The 15,198-nt window shown below is 59.7% G+C and carries 17 protein-coding genes and 1 pseudogene; 5 read left to right on the top strand and 13 right to left on the bottom strand.

Annotated features, from left to right (window positions below; translation table 11 throughout):
- Positions 1-235: 235 nt before the first annotated feature.
- Complete coding sequence (locus BJ122_RS13310; protein ID WP_110781513.1) at positions 236-907, bottom strand: hypothetical protein; 672 nt, start codon at positions 905-907, stop codon at positions 236-238.
- A 236-nt stretch (positions 908-1,143) separates the two neighbouring features.
- Complete coding sequence (locus BJ122_RS13315; RefSeq protein WP_110781515.1) at positions 1,144-1,254, bottom strand: sodium:solute symporter; 111 nt, start codon at positions 1,252-1,254, stop codon at positions 1,144-1,146.
- Between the two features lie 227 nt (positions 1,255-1,481).
- On the opposite strand from BJ122_RS13315, the gene BJ122_RS13320 reads away from it, so the two are divergent.
- Together BJ122_RS13320 and BJ122_RS13325 are read left to right on the top strand one after the other, a co-directional pair.
- Complete coding sequence (locus BJ122_RS13320) at positions 1,482-1,991, top strand: collagen-like protein (protein WP_110781517.1); 510 nt, start codon at positions 1,482-1,484, stop codon at positions 1,989-1,991.
- Positions 1,992-2,139: 148 nt separating this feature from the next.
- Positions 2,140-2,502: a hypothetical protein gene (locus BJ122_RS13325; RefSeq protein WP_110781583.1), complete on the top strand. Its 363-nt coding sequence runs from the start codon at positions 2,140-2,142 to the stop codon at positions 2,500-2,502.
- Between the two features lie 91 nt (positions 2,503-2,593).
- Here BJ122_RS13325 and BJ122_RS13330 read toward each other — a convergent pair whose 3' ends face one another.
- Both BJ122_RS13330 and BJ122_RS13335 read right to left on the bottom strand, forming a co-directional pair.
- Positions 2,594-2,797: a hypothetical protein gene (locus BJ122_RS13330; protein ID WP_110781519.1), complete on the bottom strand. Its 204-nt coding sequence runs from the start codon at positions 2,795-2,797 to the stop codon at positions 2,594-2,596.
- Between the two features lie 242 nt (positions 2,798-3,039).
- Positions 3,040-3,279, bottom strand: coding sequence for a BrnA antitoxin family protein (locus BJ122_RS13335; RefSeq protein ID WP_110781521.1), 240 nt, complete (start codon positions 3,277-3,279; stop codon positions 3,040-3,042).
- A gap of 470 nt (positions 3,280-3,749) precedes the next feature.
- Between BJ122_RS13335 and BJ122_RS13340 the strand changes: the two genes are divergently transcribed.
- Positions 3,750-3,962: a hypothetical protein gene (locus tag BJ122_RS13340; protein WP_110781584.1), complete on the top strand. Its 213-nt coding sequence runs from the start codon at positions 3,750-3,752 to the stop codon at positions 3,960-3,962.
- A 260-nt stretch (positions 3,963-4,222) separates the two neighbouring features.
- Here the strand turns inward: BJ122_RS13340 and BJ122_RS13345 are convergent, their stop codons facing one another.
- The 3 genes from BJ122_RS13345 to BJ122_RS13355 form a co-directional block, all read right to left on the bottom strand.
- Entirely contained in the window at positions 4,223-4,615 is a 393-nt protein-coding gene (locus BJ122_RS13345; RefSeq protein WP_110781523.1) for a hypothetical protein, read from the bottom strand.
- Positions 4,616-5,132: 517 nt separating this feature from the next.
- Positions 5,133-6,410, bottom strand: coding sequence for a type II toxin-antitoxin system HipA family toxin (locus tag BJ122_RS13350; protein ID WP_110781524.1), 1,278 nt, complete (start codon positions 6,408-6,410; stop codon positions 5,133-5,135).
- Positions 6,400-6,747 carry a helix-turn-helix transcriptional regulator gene (locus tag BJ122_RS13355; protein WP_110781526.1) on the bottom strand — a complete coding sequence of 116 codons (348 nt, stop codon included), beginning with the start codon at positions 6,745-6,747 and terminating at the stop codon, positions 6,400-6,402. The genes BJ122_RS13350 and BJ122_RS13355 overlap by 11 nt, the downstream gene beginning before the upstream one ends.
- Positions 6,748-7,093: 346 nt before the next feature.
- Here BJ122_RS13355 and BJ122_RS19960 point away from each other — a divergent pair.
- Positions 7,094-7,195, top strand: a pseudogene (locus BJ122_RS19960) (transposase); the annotation flags it as partial.
- On the opposite strand, the gene qatD reads toward BJ122_RS19960, so the two are convergent.
- The 6 genes from qatD to BJ122_RS13385 all read right to left on the bottom strand — a co-directional run bounded on the left by qatD (position 7,192) and on the right by BJ122_RS13385 (position 13,695).
- Positions 7,192-7,941: a Qat anti-phage system TatD family nuclease QatD gene (gene qatD, locus BJ122_RS13360; RefSeq protein ID WP_110781528.1), complete on the bottom strand. Its 750-nt coding sequence runs from the start codon at positions 7,939-7,941 to the stop codon at positions 7,192-7,194. The pseudogene BJ122_RS19960 and the gene qatD overlap by 4 nt on opposite strands.
- 8 nt (positions 7,942-7,949) lie before the next feature.
- Positions 7,950-9,299, bottom strand: coding sequence for a Qat anti-phage system QueC-like protein QatC (gene qatC / locus BJ122_RS13365; RefSeq protein WP_110781530.1), 1,350 nt, complete (start codon positions 9,297-9,299; stop codon positions 7,950-7,952).
- Positions 9,296-9,889, bottom strand: a complete 594-nt coding sequence (gene qatB, locus BJ122_RS13370) for a Qat anti-phage system associated protein QatB (RefSeq protein WP_245407728.1) — start codon at positions 9,887-9,889, stop codon at positions 9,296-9,298. The genes qatC and qatB overlap by 4 nt, the downstream gene beginning before the upstream one ends.
- 278 nt (positions 9,890-10,167) lie before the next feature.
- Entirely contained in the window at positions 10,168-12,126 is a 1,959-nt protein-coding gene (gene qatA, locus BJ122_RS13375; RefSeq protein WP_110781534.1) for a Qat anti-phage system ATPase QatA, read from the bottom strand.
- 30 nt (positions 12,127-12,156) lie between these two features.
- Complete coding sequence (locus BJ122_RS13380; protein ID WP_210205456.1) at positions 12,157-12,636, bottom strand: ATP-binding protein; 480 nt, start codon at positions 12,634-12,636, stop codon at positions 12,157-12,159.
- A gap of 114 nt (positions 12,637-12,750) precedes the next feature.
- On the bottom strand, positions 12,751-13,695 hold the full coding sequence (locus tag BJ122_RS13385; RefSeq protein ID WP_110781536.1) for a hypothetical protein: 945 nt from the start codon (positions 13,693-13,695) through the stop codon (positions 12,751-12,753).
- A gap of 398 nt (positions 13,696-14,093) precedes the next feature.
- On the opposite strand from BJ122_RS13385, the gene BJ122_RS13390 reads away from it, so the two are divergent.
- The gene (locus tag BJ122_RS13390; RefSeq protein WP_110781537.1) at positions 14,094-15,092 is read left to right on the top strand and encodes an IS1595 family transposase; all 999 of its coding nucleotides are present in this window, start codon (positions 14,094-14,096) and stop codon (positions 15,090-15,092) included.
- Positions 15,093-15,198: the final 106 nt, after the last annotated feature.

The following is a 15,198-nucleotide window of genomic DNA, read 5'->3' on the forward strand; positions in this document are numbered from 1 at the left end:
CGAAACGGCATGGAACGCCTCCCCAAAAAGAGCCATTCCAGCCATTGTGATGTGTCCGCTATGTCCCTGAACACCCGTCAGGGATGTCCCCGGGCTAAACACTTGTCGCGGGCATCCACGTCTTGCAAGCGCAGCAAGATCAGAGGCGTGGATGGTCGGGACGAAGCCCGGCCATGACGTGCGGATGGGTTGGTATCAATTGCCGTTATTATCACACGCATAGGGGCGCTCTCGGCTACGGCTCTTCATGCGGCGGCTTGGAGCGATGGCTGTCGCCGCCGCGAAGTAGCACCGGCAGTCCGAGCCAGGTCGACAATGGCGCAGGGTCATGGATCAGCCTTGCCCAGGTTTTCGGCGCCATCAGCAACGGCAAGCCCAACAGCCGCGACAGGAACAAATCAGAGCGCAGCAGGCTGACCGGAAAGGTCGGCCGCTGATCGCCGAGCGAGCTGACCGTGATCGGCTTTGATTGAATGAGCACCGGCAGCTTGAGCAGCGACGACAACGGCGCGGCGACGTGGTCGCTCTTGCCGCGCAGCACCGAGCGCGACGGCGCGCGCTTGGATCGGTTGTCGGCGGCGCTCAGTGCCGGCGCAGGCCGGCTCACGCCGTGACGATCAATGATCTGCTCCGCCAGGGTGCCGCGGCCGAACGGCGCCTCGACGCACAGCACCGCGCCGCCGCTGCCGAGCGTGGGCGCAAGCCGCTCCGCTTCAGTGCGTGAAAAACCAGCGGCAATGATGGCGTCGTGCGCCGCTTCCGGGCGGCGGTTTTTATCTGGCGGCACCGTCGCGACGCGCGGCGCAAAGCCGCTGGCCTTCAACTCGTCGGCGGCATTCTGGGCGGCCTTGACCGCATCCTTGCCGGCATCTTGGCCGGGGTCGAACAGACGGATGATTTGCGCCATGGGTGCTCGGTTCTCCCTGCCGACGTGTCACGCCCGGAGAGGCACCCTAAAATGCGGAGCAAGCAGGTTCTGTTCCTGCTCGCCCGCAGACAAAGCAAAGCCGGCCGGTTCCGATGTCGCCGGAACCAGCGTGCCTTGCGCCGCCTCGTCAGCGGCAAACTCAAAAGGAATACTTGTCCGCACGCGCTCCCGCGGCCGCTACGGGCCGAGCGCTACGGATCGACTGCGCTGCTTCGTTACGACTTCGACAGCGCGGCTACGATCTGCCCTTGCACTTCGACGCCCAGCCAAATCACGACGGTCGACAGCGCGGCGGCGGCGATCAGCAGAATGTCCGGAGTTGCCATGACACGACACCTGGTTCGTGAGGATAATGCAGCGCACAAAATGATGCGCCTCTCCGCCGCACCGCACTTTGATATCGCTCAAAAACTCAGCTAGGCCGCCTAAGCTGGCGCGATGGGGCATGGCGCCGCGCGACCAGGCCAAGCCTTGTCATTCCGAGGCCATCTGGAACTGACTATGGTGGTCGGCTCTTACGCCTGCGCGCACCCTGTCTTAAGGAGACCTCATCATGATTAAGCAGCCCGTTTTGCTCGGTCTGGCCACCTCGCTGCTGATCGGCAGCCCCGCCTGGTCGCTGGATCTGTTCGACGCGAAAATCGAGAGCGGCAGGCTGCAGATCACCGGCCGCACCGACAAGGCCAATCAGGAGGTCGAGATCGTCGGCAGCGGTGAGAAGGTCGTGAGCAATTCCTCGCGCCGTTTCCGTTTCTCGACGTCTTATCTGCCGGAAACCTGCAAATTCGACCTGAAAGCCGGCAAAGAGACGCTGCGCGATCTGCTGATCGCCAATTGCGGTCCGCGCGGCCCCAAAGGCGAGCCCGGCGCCAAGGGCGAAGCTGGCCCGCGCGGCGAAGCCGGCCCCAAAGGCGATATGGGACCGAAAGGCGATGTCGGACCCAAGGGCGAAGCTGGACCGAAGGGCGAGCCTGGTCCCAAGGGCGAGCCCGGACCTAAGGGTGATGCCGGCCCGAAGGGTGATGCCGGCCCGCAAGGTGAAGCCGGGCCGCGCGGCGGCTAGCCGCAATCCGGTTTTTAACTTCGCGCCGCCGCGACCTGCCAGGCGGCACACCGGCGCCCGTGCGCGATTCAGTTTTCGTTAACGGATCGCGCGTCTACTCGCCACGCGAACCAACAGAGCCGACGGCCGATTCTGCGGGAGTATGTCGATGGCCGATATTATGAGCATTCTATCAACCGGCTACGTTCAGGCTAATCTGAATTCCGCCTCGAGCAAGCCGTACACCAATGTCGATCCAGAAGCCTATGAAGGCCGATGGGAAGGCAGCTACACCAACTCGAAGAAATTCAAGTTCACCATCTCGCAGGTGAACGGTTTTCGCGCGCAGGTTCGCTATGAAAGCGAAGGAACGATCAAGTTCCAGTCGGTGCTGATCCGCGACAACTCATTCCGCGTTGGCGACAGCAAGTTCATCCTCGCCGGCAACAATAAAGCGTCGATCCGCACAGCGGTCACCGATCCGGTGACCAATCAGACCAGCCTGGTCACCGGCAAAGCGGTCCGCTCCTAACACCTCGCGCGCAGCGCGCCCCTGCCGATCTTCGATCAAGGCTGCGCCGCGCGAAGCGGCGGCTTTCGGCTGCCCCTCAAAAGCTGGGCTGTCAGGACAGCGGCTTCGGCGTCGCCAGTTGCGCGGCGGTGCGCTTGATGGTCTTGGCGATCAGCAGCGCCTGCTCCTTGTTGACGGCGAAATCCTGCACGCCTTTTTGCGTGGTCAACGAGATGATCATGATATCCGGCTGCTGCTCCGGCCAGCCGGTGGCGAAGGCGGTGACGAAATCGGCGGATGTCGAACGCTGCGTCATCGAACAAGTCCTCTTGCACGCGAATGCTTGCGGTTCTGCCCCCAGAGCCGCAATAGTCGTTTTCTCACTGTGACACGTTATCCTGTCGCTGACTGGCAGCCAGTCGGCGCAGAAACGCTGCAAACTTCACGCGCCGCGACAAGCGGCAGCGCCGCCGCCACATACGCTGCCGCGCCCGGCAGCACAAGCGCGGCCGGCTGCCGCCAGCGGCCCGTCATGCACAGACGCCGGCCGCAGGTCGGCTACAGGCCCGCCGCCTTGCGCAGCGCGGCATTGATGCGGTCCTGCCAGCCCGGGCCGTCTTGCTGAAAATGCTCCAGCACGTCCTGGTCGATGCGCAGCGTCACCTGCTCGCGGATGCCGGGCACGGCCACCTGCTTGGGCGGCGCCTCGGCCTGCTTGGCGGTGATCTTCTTGAACGCGGCCTCGGCTTCGGTGCGTGCATCGGCGAGCGTTCGCGGGCGTCTTGGCGGTTGTGCCATCGGAGATCTCTGGGAGTTTTGGTGAGTCCGGGTGAAGTTTTAGTGATAGCGCCCCGCTGCGCGCAGCGCCATGTTCTTCGTGGCCGAGCGACGCACTCCGCGCACCTCGTCACGGCGGCGTCATAGCCGTCGCGCCTGAAAGCCGGCGCTGCGACCTCGGCGCCGTTTCAGGGGCGAGGTACCGGATATGGCATCCGGCATCGGCGTCGATGGTCAAGTTTACCCGCTGTTCCATCTTTGCAAGCGCACAATCGATCCCTCTGAGGTTATCGAACTAACTAGTTGGGATCGCCCCGCTTGCTACTCAGACCTGTCACATCATGCAGCGCAACATTCATTTCTGCATTGCATGAAATCACACAGAGAACGCATTTATGTTGCGACATCGTCAGAGTTTCATGTGTAAGATGCCGCCATTCGATATCAGGAACTAATTGTCAGCTGATCAACCAATGGTGAAGGAGGACACGATGTCAGCAGCGATCGAAGTGCTGCCGCGTAGCGTACCTCGTCCCGCTCAGCAGCGCGGAAGCGATCGCCCGACCTGCCCGGTCTGCGCCGATTCAATGATTGCCGCCGAAGCATCGGCATTTCTCGCCGAGGATTCGATCAGCTATCTGTGGAGCTGCGACACCTGCGGCTACGGTTTCGTGACCAAATACGAGATCCACAAATCCCACTAACGCGGCTGTGGAGATCGGGAAGGTTGTCCATTTTCAAGGTCATTCTGACCACTTTGGAACTTCTCCGATGACCATTCGAATTGGACGCCTGATCTCGAGAGGCAACTTCCCCGGCGCCCGCTCAGATCGTTTGGCGAGGTCTGACTAGCGTGGTCATCCCGCATGCATTTTATCCAGTATCTAGCGCCACCAATGTCCACCGGTAGCGTCCCTTCAAACGTCGATTCGCCGACGAGAGCGATGCCGTAATATTACGGCGCCTAGCTCTTAGAAAACTGCGGCATCCCTTCGTTTTCGGTCACCCGCTGACGACACCTATCTCTCCAGTGCTCGGCGAAGTGATTCTCGGTTGGCGACAGTTGGTCGAGGATACGGACGGGACAGAAATCGACAACAGGGCCCTCGTCCTCAGTCATTTCTTTGATCCGATATCCGTAAGAGCCGCCTTCTGGATCATGCTTAAGCATGAGAACGACGGCTCCCACCGGTCCAGAGGACTCGGGGGATTGCACGGCGGCGTAGGCGATCGCGGCGTACTCGCCCTCGTGGACGCCTCGCACCTCAATATCGACCACGTTGTCGTACCGTCGTGCGAGCCAGGCTTCCAATGCTTCAGTTACATCTCCGGCGATCCCGATATCTTCATAGCTCATGTTGTCCTCCCACTTCCGAGGCCAGCATACGGTTGATTGCAGCAAGTTACGAATTGATGCGGTTTGGCAACCTGCACCCCACAGCATGAGACCCACGATTTGCAGAGAACAGAATGAGCCTGCGAACAAGTTTACTTAAATTGACGATTTCAAGCGGCGCGATGAACACCACGGCGAAAGCCGCAGCGACCATCAATAGAGAGGAATTGGCAGCTAGTCGGTGAAGAAGAGAAATCGACTGAGTATCTGTCGAAATGTTCCACCTGCGAAAGTACCGGGCGCTCTGGAAGACTCGTTCCGCGAATTGTAAATGCTGGCATAGGATGGCTGGATTCAGCCACAGTGTGCAGCAAATCACCCCAAAGATGAGCCGCACCCCTTGCGGCAAAAGAGAACCCGCTGGAAGCGGCGGGTTCTCTTCGGTGAAAATGTTGTCAAGCGGTCAGTCGATAGGCGATTAGCAAGACCTTGCTAATCGCCTATCGAAGCTCTCCAATTGAGACAGCTCACACGAAGTTTATCCGGTCGCAGATGTTGAGTAGCCGTCGAATGCGTAGTCGTTCAGAAATTGGCGTTGCCATAGGAACGTCCGATCGATCTCGCTCAAGCCGGCTTCGTCACAAACGTCGGCCCAACTCTGCCGGATCGTTACAACCTGACCGTCGATGACGGCGCGCGCGTCGTTATCGTTCAGCAGAAACTTGGGCGCGGCCGCGCGGCAGGCTTCGAGCAAACTTCTGCGTTCGTTACCGTCGATGCCAATCGCCTGGTTCGGCCCCCGCGCGTTGCGAGCTTGCGGGCAGATGTCGTAGGCTGGCGTCAGTGTCAGAGTCGATCCGTCCCAGAACGCGGCATGATTGCGTGCATGATCATCGGTGTTGCCGACCAGCACATTGAACACCATCCGCGCATACAGCTCACGCAACGTTTCCTTCGGAGCGGTGAAGCGCGCGCGAACGATGTCGGCGAGTTCGGTGTAACTCGCGTGGCGTGCCGATAGTTCATCGAGGCCGAACAGCGTAAGAGCGGAGACCATAGCGCGGCGGCACCACACTTTGCCCGCACGTGTGCGATCAAACCTTTCGACCAGCAGCACATCTTTGCCCGCGACCGCGCACAAGGAGACCGGAGCAACAACGATACCGACCCGCGCAGCAAGCCGCATCGCGATGAATTCGGCTTTGACGACCGCATAGGTGTCGTTCGTCGCGGAGAATTTCGCGATATACTTCTTGGAACCATCTTCAATCAGCGCCTTGGGTCGCGCGCCGCCGATCGAGGTGCCATGAAAGTTGTCGAGCGCCTGCGGAATCGGCTCGCCGCGCTCGACGAACTCGGCCGCAGTCATTAATTGTTCCAGCGTTGCGCTGGCTTGGTCGCGCGGCGTGTAAACGCCGGGAGAGGTTTGAAAATCGAGAGCGCCGGCGCGATCCGAACCCGAATTCAGCATGAAGGTCAGCTCGTCGAATTCGACATCTTTGGCCGCGTCGCCTTTAAGACCCGTAAGGCGATTGATGATGACACGCCGCCCCCAGGCATCGGGCGCGCCGTCGCGCAGACAGTTCGCTATCATTAGCGGAGCGTTCGGCAGCATTGCGCCGCGCTGCAACGGCAACTCCGGCAAATAGATCGGGATCGCCTGCTTGTGCGCGAGATAGTTGCGACCGTAGGTGAAAGCGTAGAGATCGCCATCGCGATCGACACGGCCAGCCACGATCGGTTCATCGGCATCTGGCAGCCAGATCCACACAAACGCAGTCTGTGGGGCCTCGCGCTTATCGTTCTTAGAAATCATCGTCGACCTCCTTGCTCAGACGACGGATCGACTTCGGGAGAAGCGCGAGCTTGTCGTTCAGCCGCTCCGATTGAGGTGCAAGTGTCGAGGCCTCGGGCACGAACAGGCTCACGCCGGCCAATGTCGCGGCTTCGAATGCGAGGCCAATCTCGACCTTGGGATCGCCCTTTTCGATCAGCTGAAGCGTGCTGCGCGCGATACCCACGCGAGCCGCCAGATCGGCCTCGGACATGCGACGCTGCTTGCGCGCGAGGCGCACTTGCTTACCCAGCAGCTCCAGAGCTTCTTTCGTGAGGCGCGAGTAGGTGCGCGGGCGTTTGGGAGACGAGATTTTCATTTTGACCGATATAGAAGGCTTAAGGGCCTAAATGACCGCCGCCTCAGTCATATAGCGAACACTTGACCTTCTTGCAATATTTGACCGCCATAACAGTCATAATAGCCAAATTCGCCTGTTGTGGCGGTCATTTAGGGTGGTTAGGCTAGCAGTGAAACCCGGCTATTCTGCCAGCGCCAAGCTGGTGGCCGCCTTAAGTCGCTGTTGGCGAAAGCCCGAAGACCTAGCCGGATCCCAAAAACGGAAAATCAAAGTTCTTTCGCGGCGATCGTCGGATTGCCGCTGACCTTGCCCCTCGGGCTTAATCCAGTTTGAAGTTCGTTCTGGCCCTAACGAGGACCAGAGCATGAAGCGCAGCCGCTTTTCGGAAGAGCAGATCATCGGGATTTTGAAGGAGCTCGAGGCTGGCGTTCCGGTCGCCGACGGGTTGAGCGTCACGGCCCTCTACTCTTGTTCTACAACCAGGCTTTTCAGATTGCGCATTACAGTCGCTGAAATGACGGCCGGAGGCATGCCGTGCAGGCGCGCTAAGCCCTCCACGGCGATCCACACATCGCTCGTGGTGGGGCGGCCGTCGGTTTGGGTGAACGGTCCGTCCGTCTCCGTCAGAATGCGATCTAGAGGCAAAGCCTTGGTTATTGCCGCGCGTTTCTCGTTGACGAGCATTTCGGCGTTCACTGAAAAATAGCAGCCGAGATCGACGGCTCTCCTGGCCTCTGCTGTGGTGCCGGTGAACCAATGAAGCACCATCCGCCCACGCGAGGGCGGCATGTATTGCTCGACCATATCGAGCACGGCCTTGGTCGCACGGACACTATGCGTCGACACGATCTTGTTCCCCGCCGCCGCACAGAGCGATAGCACGCGAGCGAAGACCTCCTTTTGGGCGTCGAAAGACTTGTAGAACCGTGGGCCGGCATCCAGTCCAACCTCCCCAACATAGCGAGTTCGCGGCAGTAATTCCTCCCATAGCCCGATCTCATGAGCGCGAGCGGCGACCAACTGAGGGTGCAGGCCGAGAGCCGCGCGAACGTGACGGGTGGCGGATGCAAGTTCGTGGTTCCGCGGCCAAGCCATGGGCGTGGTGGTCACAGCGAGAGTGAACACGCCATCGTGCTCGCAACGCTCCACCGCGGCCTCGTGGTCGGGGTAGAGGTCGAGGTGGCAATGAAAATCGACCAGACCTGATCGCATGTGGCCTCTTACGACGGTGCGGCGCGAACGCCAGTAAGCAAGCGCCCGACTTCCTCCAATCCACGGCGATATACATCGGCCAAGTCATCGTGGCGCGAGGGGGCATCATAGAGTGGCCCTGGCTTGTGGATGAGGGCCTTGGCGAGTTCCGGGCGCTTCGATAGTCGTTCGAATGCAATCTGGAAGGATCGGACCTGCTGACCTTCGGCCTGCCTGGTGTCCAATGTGGCAGCCTTCAGGTCAGGTACGCCGTAAATGGTCGCGTCTTTGCCTCGCAGAGAGGCCCGCCGAATGAGGCAAGGCAGGCAGTATCCGCAGTGTCCCTGCTGCTTCTTGGCCCAACGCCCCTTCGTCGGTGACGAACATGATAGCGACAGCGGGACGAGCTGCTTCAACACGGACGGATCGGCACATTGGGCGACCATCTCCCCTTTGGTCTTATCCCAATAGGGATTCTCGACTATCCCTCCAACGCCGAGCGCCTGGAGCAAATCGTTCCACCGGGTCATATAAAAAGGATGCGTCGTCCGGGTGCTGAGCGCGCCGAGCCGAAGCCGATCGAGCGGTACATTGAGCGCGATCAGACCATTCTCCGGAACCTTGAGCACGAAGTCACGGCCTAGCGCGGTTCCAGCGGCGACGCCCAGGGAGAAGAATAGGAACGAGCGGCCGCGCGTGGTGCCCTCCGATGCGACATCCTCGACGAGCCCGCTATCGAAGTTCATCCACACCCGCAGCCGATCGAAGGCGGATGATTTGTAAGCGGCTTTCAAACCTTCGAAGCACTGCTCCTGCGACTTGCTCACCAACCCTTCGCCGGCGTGGCTGACTAGGAGGGGCGTCTCGCCAGCATTCAAGCTGTCGATCACGCCGATCAGACTGTCCAAACCACCGGAAAATAGACTCACGCCATCGAACGGGGCAGGTATAAAGGTGGGTGCCGCGACAGGAACCAGCTTCGCATAGTCCTTGGCACGTTTGCGGAAGCCAACATCCCATCTGTCGCCGGTCAGGAAGTTGAGGGCGCGGACCAATATCGGTGCCGCGGCGGTCCATCGCACCGGATCGCTCACCGGGATGACCAGCCGAATTTCGCGCGTCCAGGCGTCCTGCGATTCCGTGAAGCGGGAGATGCGGGTGTCCGCTGCGTGGACATGGGCGGCAACGACGAGCATGTCCACGCCGACTTCGCTCGGGGTCAGGTGCAGCGCCTTGAGGTCGGCCAAGGCGCGGCCGATCCCATGATCGAGACGCGTGCCCGTTACCAACTGCAAGGTCGATGCAACCTCGTCGCTCGCCTTCGGGACACGGGTTTTGTCGTCCGGTCCGAAACGGCCGATGATGACATGGCGCCTCATTTCGCTGCCTCCCCGTCGCCCATCGTATGCAACACGTCGAAGGCGGATTGATAAACGTTGGTTACAAAGCCCATCACCGCATCAGGGGTCAGCGACTGGATGTTCACACCCGCGGCGTTGATGGCGTCGCTGACAGCACGCTGGATAAAATCACGCAATTGCGCTTGAACCCTCTCGGCTGCGCGCGGATCGGTGGGCAAGGTCACGACTTTGGTGCCGATGTCGTTGCAGATGCGCGCCTCGATCGCGTGCGTTGCATATAGTTCGAAGACGGTTTGTATCTGGCCGGGTGTGAGTGCATCGATATCGGTAATGCCCGCACCGGCGAGATCGGCGATGGTCTCGACGAAGGCGTCTCGCGCGATTCCCTCGTCGATCGACCCGCCTTCGGGGCAAATGTAATCGGCGAGCCCCGCGAATACTTCCTCAATCGGCCGCCCGGCGAGGCTTTCAAGGTTGAGCGTTCGCAGAGCTTCGCGAACGCCATTGGCACTGGCGTCATTGAGGAATCTGACGAGCCCGGCACCCGCTCCGCGCGATGAGCCCATGCGCTGCGCTGCCTGGCGCGAACCGCCCGCCGATTTGGACACATATTGCGAGACAGCGCGGCCGAGACTCCTGCGGTCGCGGCCGCCCGAGCTTACGAAGCGCGTGAAATTGCTTCGCGCCGATGTAAAGCGATCCGATGCTCCTGCTGGCGGAGCTGGTCGGGGTGCCGGGGCGGGAGGAACCGCTGGGGGCGATCCATCAGGCGACACGGGTTGCGTTACGTCGCCCGCGCTGGTCCCGCCGTCGCCGTCACCCTGCAACCAACTCGGTATGAGCGGCGTGCCGCCGCCCGCACCTCCAAAAGCGTTCGACGTGCCCATCAGCGCCCACCTTTCCGAGTGCGAAGCGCGGCGCTCGCCGTCGTCTTCAGGAACGATGATCGGGACGTCGACCACCCTTGGAGCAGTTTTTCGAATCGAGCAACGGCGTCGGAATCCTTGATGACGCCTTCCCAGCCGGACGTGGGCCACGGCCCGCACCGATCGGCCGGCAAGGCTTCGAGCAGGTCGAGAAGATTGGCTTGAAGTGTCGGGTGCGCGCGAACCAACACGGCAAGTCCATCAATGCCGGGGGGCGCAATATCGAAGGCATCTCCGCCCATGACGCGCCCGCGCAGTTCCTCGAAGACCTGGGCGGCCTCGGCCGGAACGAGCTGCTTGAGTTCGCCTTCGAACGCCTGGACGGCAAGTTTCGGACCGAGCAGTTTTTCGACCACAGCAGCGAGTCGCCCGAGGACGGAGGCCGCCCCGAAATAGTCCTTCCGGTCCTTGGTCACGAACAGATAGGGACGCAGATCAACTTCGGCCAAGGCCGGAGACAACCGCGCCCAGGCGCGTATCGCGTCCGCTGCCTTCCATTCTGTCAGGATGGCGCTGTCTTTGGAGTCAGGTACGGCTGTCGGCTTGGCGTCATCAAGGGAACTGATCTTCGGCCCGGTCCGCTTAGGTTTAGGAGACGGCTTCTCTTGCGAAGCGTCAGCTTCCAGCGCCGCCAAGTCTGCGCAGTGACCATCCGGATCGCGGGCGGCAGCGCTGGCAATCTGGTCGAACAATCTGGAGAGGAAGCGTTCGGCCAGCATGAACTTCGCCAGGACGGGCAGCTTCACCTCTTCTCCAAAGCCGCGAGCGAGCGCGGTTTGATGGCGCAGCAGCAGGGTGTTCAGGAAGCGCTTGATCTGCCGCGGATTGCCTTGCGTGCCGCTGGCCAGGATCGGACCGATCTGGTCGCTCAAGGTGAGCGCGTTCTGGACCTTGCTGGCTTTATCGCCCAAGGCGGTTTTGACCGTCTGCGCGTCGAGCCCGGCCGTCTTCCAGGGCCGTTTGAGCAGTTCACGCGCGACGTTGATCAGCGCTGAGTAAGCGGGGGCGTCCTCGCCTAGCTCGGCGCCAATGAGCAACATGGTGACATAGATGCGGGTTTCGGTCTCGCCCAAAGCTGGAATACGGAACGGTATTTGGATCAGCTTTTCGAGATAGTTGCGCGCGTAGTCGCGGGGGCCGGTCGTGTCCGGCAACTCCGGGAAATGCTTGCGCACCGAATATTCGATCATCGCCTCGTCGGCCGCGACGATGAACGCGGTGCGGGCAGTGAATACGAACAGGCGAACCGCTTCGAGGGTTTCAATCGCCGTATCCGGCAGGCAGCGGTCGAGATCGTCGATGAGAACGATCAGTTGCTCGACGCCCGCCTGCTTGAGCAGATCGTCAAAAGCCTTTCGGAACGCCTCAATCTCTTCGGGTACATTCTTCGACTCACCGGGTTTCAGCAGACCCTGCACACCGTCGATGGCTTTGTCGTAATTCTCCTGCGTGGCGAGTTTTGAGGGATCGGAGAAAATGCCCTTCAAGGTGCCGACCACCGCGCCAACCTGATCGGCTGTGGGAATGCCGGTGAATGCGGTGAAAGCGAGACCGCCGCCGTGCCGCGCGATCTTGAGCCAGTCGATCCGCCGGAAAATGTCTTTCACGGCCATGCCGGCCTGAGTAAGCGACGGACGTCTTTCGATAAGCCCGGTGACGATGCCCTCGATCAGCGCGATCTTGGCGTCTTCGAATCCCTGAAAACGCCAGCCATTGAATTTGATACAGAGGACGTCCTTGTCAGAACTGAGGCCATTCTCGATCATCTCCAGGATGCTGGATTTGCCGGCGCCCCAGTCACCATGAACACCGATAGTGACGGCCCGCTCGGGCTTTTCGCGCAACAGCCCGATGATGGTCTTTGCGATCGCTTCATTGTTGAGAAGATCTACCTTTGTCTCATTATCCGTTAGAATCATACCTTCCCCCCAATGTATTCACAGCCGCTCTTAGCCGCTGTTACGAGATTGTCCTCGTAAACATTCGATTGCTGACGCAATGGCAGCATCATCCGGCTTCACCGTCCCCCATTCCTTCCAAAACTCTCGAGTCGCGCTATCCGGTACCACCTTAGGGATGTCGAGCTTGATCCGCGTCGGCAGCAGAACGGCGTCACCCAGCAACAGCGCCTCCCCCGTGTCGAGTAGCGGCAATATGCTCGTCAGCCCTGCTAAAGAGTCCGGCATTAAGCGCTTGATGACACCTTGATCAGTCTCATTAGTGAGGCGCAACGCCAAAAAATTATTGCACTGGCTAAGAATGGTCCGACTGACGTCCGAGGGACGCTGGCTCACAACAAGCAAGGAGAACCCATACTTTCGGCCTTCCTTGGCGATCCTTTCGAACGATCCTAGAGCCTGACGTTGAACCGCATCAGCGTCATCACGAACCGGAAGATAAAGGTGCGCTTCGTCGCACAACAGCGGCATTAGGTAGCAAGCGCCACCAGACCTATTCTAACTCCCTGAAATATATAAGGTCTTTGATTCGCAAATTTTGAGCGCTGCAAGCGATTGATCGACTTTGACCGAAGGTCACATGCCTCACATCGAAGGTGCCGATACACTCATATCGCGAAGGTCGTTATCGAGCTTGCGTCGTGCCTGGCTGACCGGAATCGGGCGACGGTAGTCTGCCAAGCTTTCAGTGGAAACGCAGATGATTGCATCTGGATCGAACCGTCTTGCCTCGCTTCTCAGACACGCGGCAATTTGCGGATCAGGCGGAAAATGCAGCGCTGGGTAAGAAACGGTTGTGCCGTTTATCGTTCGCGTTTCGTGGCGGGCGAAGGGCTTTCGGTCGATTTGGTCATAGAATCCGTCCCATTTCGCGTCCGACAGAAGTGCTTCAGCAACTACCTCGTAGATGGTGCCGTCTCTGTTTGGGGCAACGTAGACTCGGGTAGATCTTGCTGTAGACCAGATGTGGTTTCGATCAAGGAAGTTGAACTGAAGGTCGCACAGGCTCTTCATTCGAGACGAGTTGAAAAAGCCAAAGTCCGGGTGTCGTTGATCGAGAATTTCTCGCACTGTGTTGACGTCGGCTGCCAGCTTTTCGGCGACGTGCCGGGACAGTTGTCCGAGATGATCACTGATTATCTGATTGGTCGTTCTTATATCAGGCCACGACATCCGCTGGATTTCGCGGATTTGCGAAAAGATACGATGACCTTCGAATGTCCAAGACCTTCCCAAACCGACGTCATTCCTTGACCTCGCTTGGTCTAGGTCAAAGCTGATCAGGATGTTCAGACAATCAAATGCATCCATGAGGAACGGGTCGATGCTGACAGGTCCCAACAGAAAGTTGTGCCGCTTCGATGCATGCATTTTGTCGAACCGCGCGATGTCGTCGAAGTAGAGTATGGATTTGGTAGCTTTGTCGAATCGTTCCCTTATGGCGCCCGACCAGGGAATACTCGCTACCCCATCGAATTTCCGCATGGCCTCTTTCTGAAACATCCGGTTCAGCGCGTCATTCAAATCCATACAGATGCCATTCCGTTTGCTTAAGCCTGGACGAAATAATGATTGCCGGCGAGCAACAGAGCAAAGCCAATCTTAGGCATTTGCTAACCATAGATTCCCATGGATCTCGGCTACGGTCTCCGATATCTCAGGCCGCATGACCCTTCGTTCTCACATAGCCCTGCGTGGCGCGCGGACCGACCGCCGACATCATGCACGTGTTCTGGCTATGACTGGGACCGTCTGATCCGGAAACGTCGTTCGCTCGCCATGCAGCCCGTGACTGCTGTGTTCTGCGTATCGAACGAAGGTTTCCCATGTTCTCCCATCATCCTCTTCGAGGTGCTGCCCTGACGATCGTCGTCGGGGGCTGGTCCATACGTTGCTGACCGATTTGCTTCCTTTCGGAGGAAGTGCTGATGGGACAGCATTTCCTCCTCTCCAAAGACGCTCGTGATCTGCCGCTTCAGAAGGTCATGCGAATGACCGAGCCTGGGGCGTATCGCTGGTTCAAGCGAGCCCGCTGGCCGGAAACCAACGGCGAGCCGTATTGCCCTTCCTGCGGCAATCTGCGGTGCTACGAGCTTGCTCGTGGCAGCCGCTTCAAATGCTCGGCCAAGGAATGCCGCAAGGAGTTTACCGTCACCAGCGGCACCATCTTTGCCAGCCGGAAGCTGAAGTTTCGGCAGATTCTGGCGGTCATCGCCATGTCGGCCAATGCCGCGAAAGGCAAGGCTGCGCTGCAGGTTGCCCGAGAGCTTGGGGTCCAGACGAAGACCGCATGGCACAACCTTATGAAGCTGAGAGAGGCGTTGGCGGCTCGACGTGAGGAGATGCAGCTCGATGGCCAGGTCGAGATCGACGGCATGTATCTCGCCGGTCACATCCGCCCCGAGAACCGCAAGGAAGATCGGGAGGACCGACGTAAGATTCAGTCGCCGAAGCGCGTGGTCGTCATGGCAGTCCGGGAGCGGGATTCCTCCGGCCAGACGCTGACCCGCGTTACCCTGAGCGAGAACTCCGATTGCGCATGGGACATGGTCCGGTCACACGTGTCCCGGAAGGCCCACGTCTACGCGGACGAGCATCTGGCCTACGACGAACTTTGCGGCTTGAATCCGCTGACCCGCGTGAACCATTCGGAGGCGTACCAGCACGGCTTTGGTGTATCGACCAACATCATCGAGAGCTTCTTCTCTCGCGTCCGACGATCGTACCGTGGGATTCATCACCGGTTCTCGATGAAGTACCTCGACTGGTATGCCGCCGAACTGGCCTGGCGCGAAGATCGCCGGCGTGTTGGCAATGGAGGGCACGTTCTCGAGATGCTGAAGCGCGCCTTGGCGCATCCGACGTCGCGCAATCTCTGCGGATACTGGCAGGGAAACAAGCCGGACGATCTTGTGTGGACGGGATAATCACGCCCACAATAATCGGGTTACGCTATCGCAAAAAACTCGGGAAGTCTTTTGAATGAAGAGGAATCGAAATCGCTGGAATACGCCGCCAGCGTATTTTGACGGT

The sequence above is a fragment of the Rhodopseudomonas faecalis genome, assembly GCF_003217325.1.
GTDB classification, from domain to species: Bacteria; Pseudomonadota; Alphaproteobacteria; order Rhizobiales; family Xanthobacteraceae; genus Rhodopseudomonas; species Rhodopseudomonas faecalis.

What these genes read in the sequence shown, in the direction of transcription:
- BJ122_RS13310 (WP_110781513.1), bottom strand. Translation starts at nt 907, where the DNA reads ATGGCGCAAATCATCCGTCTGTTCGACCCCGGCCAAGATGCCGGCAAG.
- BJ122_RS13315 (WP_110781515.1), bottom strand. Translation starts at nt 1,254, where the DNA reads ATGGCAACTCCGGACATTCTGCTGATCGCCGCCGCCGCGCTGTCGACC.
- BJ122_RS13320 (WP_110781517.1), top strand. Translation starts at nt 1,482, where the DNA reads ATGATTAAGCAGCCCGTTTTGCTCGGTCTGGCCACCTCGCTGCTGATC.
- BJ122_RS13325 (WP_110781583.1), top strand. Translation starts at nt 2,140, where the DNA reads ATGGCCGATATTATGAGCATTCTATCAACCGGCTACGTTCAGGCTAAT.
- BJ122_RS13330 (WP_110781519.1), bottom strand. Translation starts at nt 2,797, where the DNA reads ATGACGCAGCGTTCGACATCCGCCGATTTCGTCACCGCCTTCGCCACC.
- BJ122_RS13335 (WP_110781521.1), bottom strand. Translation starts at nt 3,279, where the DNA reads ATGGCACAACCGCCAAGACGCCCGCGAACGCTCGCCGATGCACGCACC.
- BJ122_RS13340 (WP_110781584.1), top strand. Translation starts at nt 3,750, where the DNA reads ATGTCAGCAGCGATCGAAGTGCTGCCGCGTAGCGTACCTCGTCCCGCT.
- BJ122_RS13345 (WP_110781523.1), bottom strand. Translation starts at nt 4,615, where the DNA reads ATGAGCTATGAAGATATCGGGATCGCCGGAGATGTAACTGAAGCATTG.
- BJ122_RS13350 (WP_110781524.1), bottom strand. Translation starts at nt 6,410, where the DNA reads ATGATTTCTAAGAACGATAAGCGCGAGGCCCCACAGACTGCGTTTGTG.
- BJ122_RS13355 (WP_110781526.1), bottom strand. Translation starts at nt 6,747, where the DNA reads ATGAAAATCTCGTCTCCCAAACGCCCGCGCACCTACTCGCGCCTCACG.
- qatD (WP_110781528.1), bottom strand. Translation starts at nt 7,941, where the DNA reads ATGCGATCAGGTCTGGTCGATTTTCATTGCCACCTCGACCTCTACCCC.
- qatC (WP_110781530.1), bottom strand. Translation starts at nt 9,299, where the DNA reads ATGAGGCGCCATGTCATCATCGGCCGTTTCGGACCGGACGACAAAACC.
- qatA (WP_110781534.1), bottom strand. Translation starts at nt 12,126, where the DNA reads ATGATTCTAACGGATAATGAGACAAAGGTAGATCTTCTCAACAATGAA.
- BJ122_RS13380 (WP_210205456.1), bottom strand. Translation starts at nt 12,636, where the DNA reads ATGCCGCTGTTGTGCGACGAAGCGCACCTTTATCTTCCGGTTCGTGAT.
- BJ122_RS13385 (WP_110781536.1), bottom strand. Translation starts at nt 13,695, where the DNA reads ATGGATTTGAATGACGCGCTGAACCGGATGTTTCAGAAAGAGGCCATG.
- BJ122_RS13390 (WP_110781537.1), top strand. Translation starts at nt 14,094, where the DNA reads ATGGGACAGCATTTCCTCCTCTCCAAAGACGCTCGTGATCTGCCGCTT.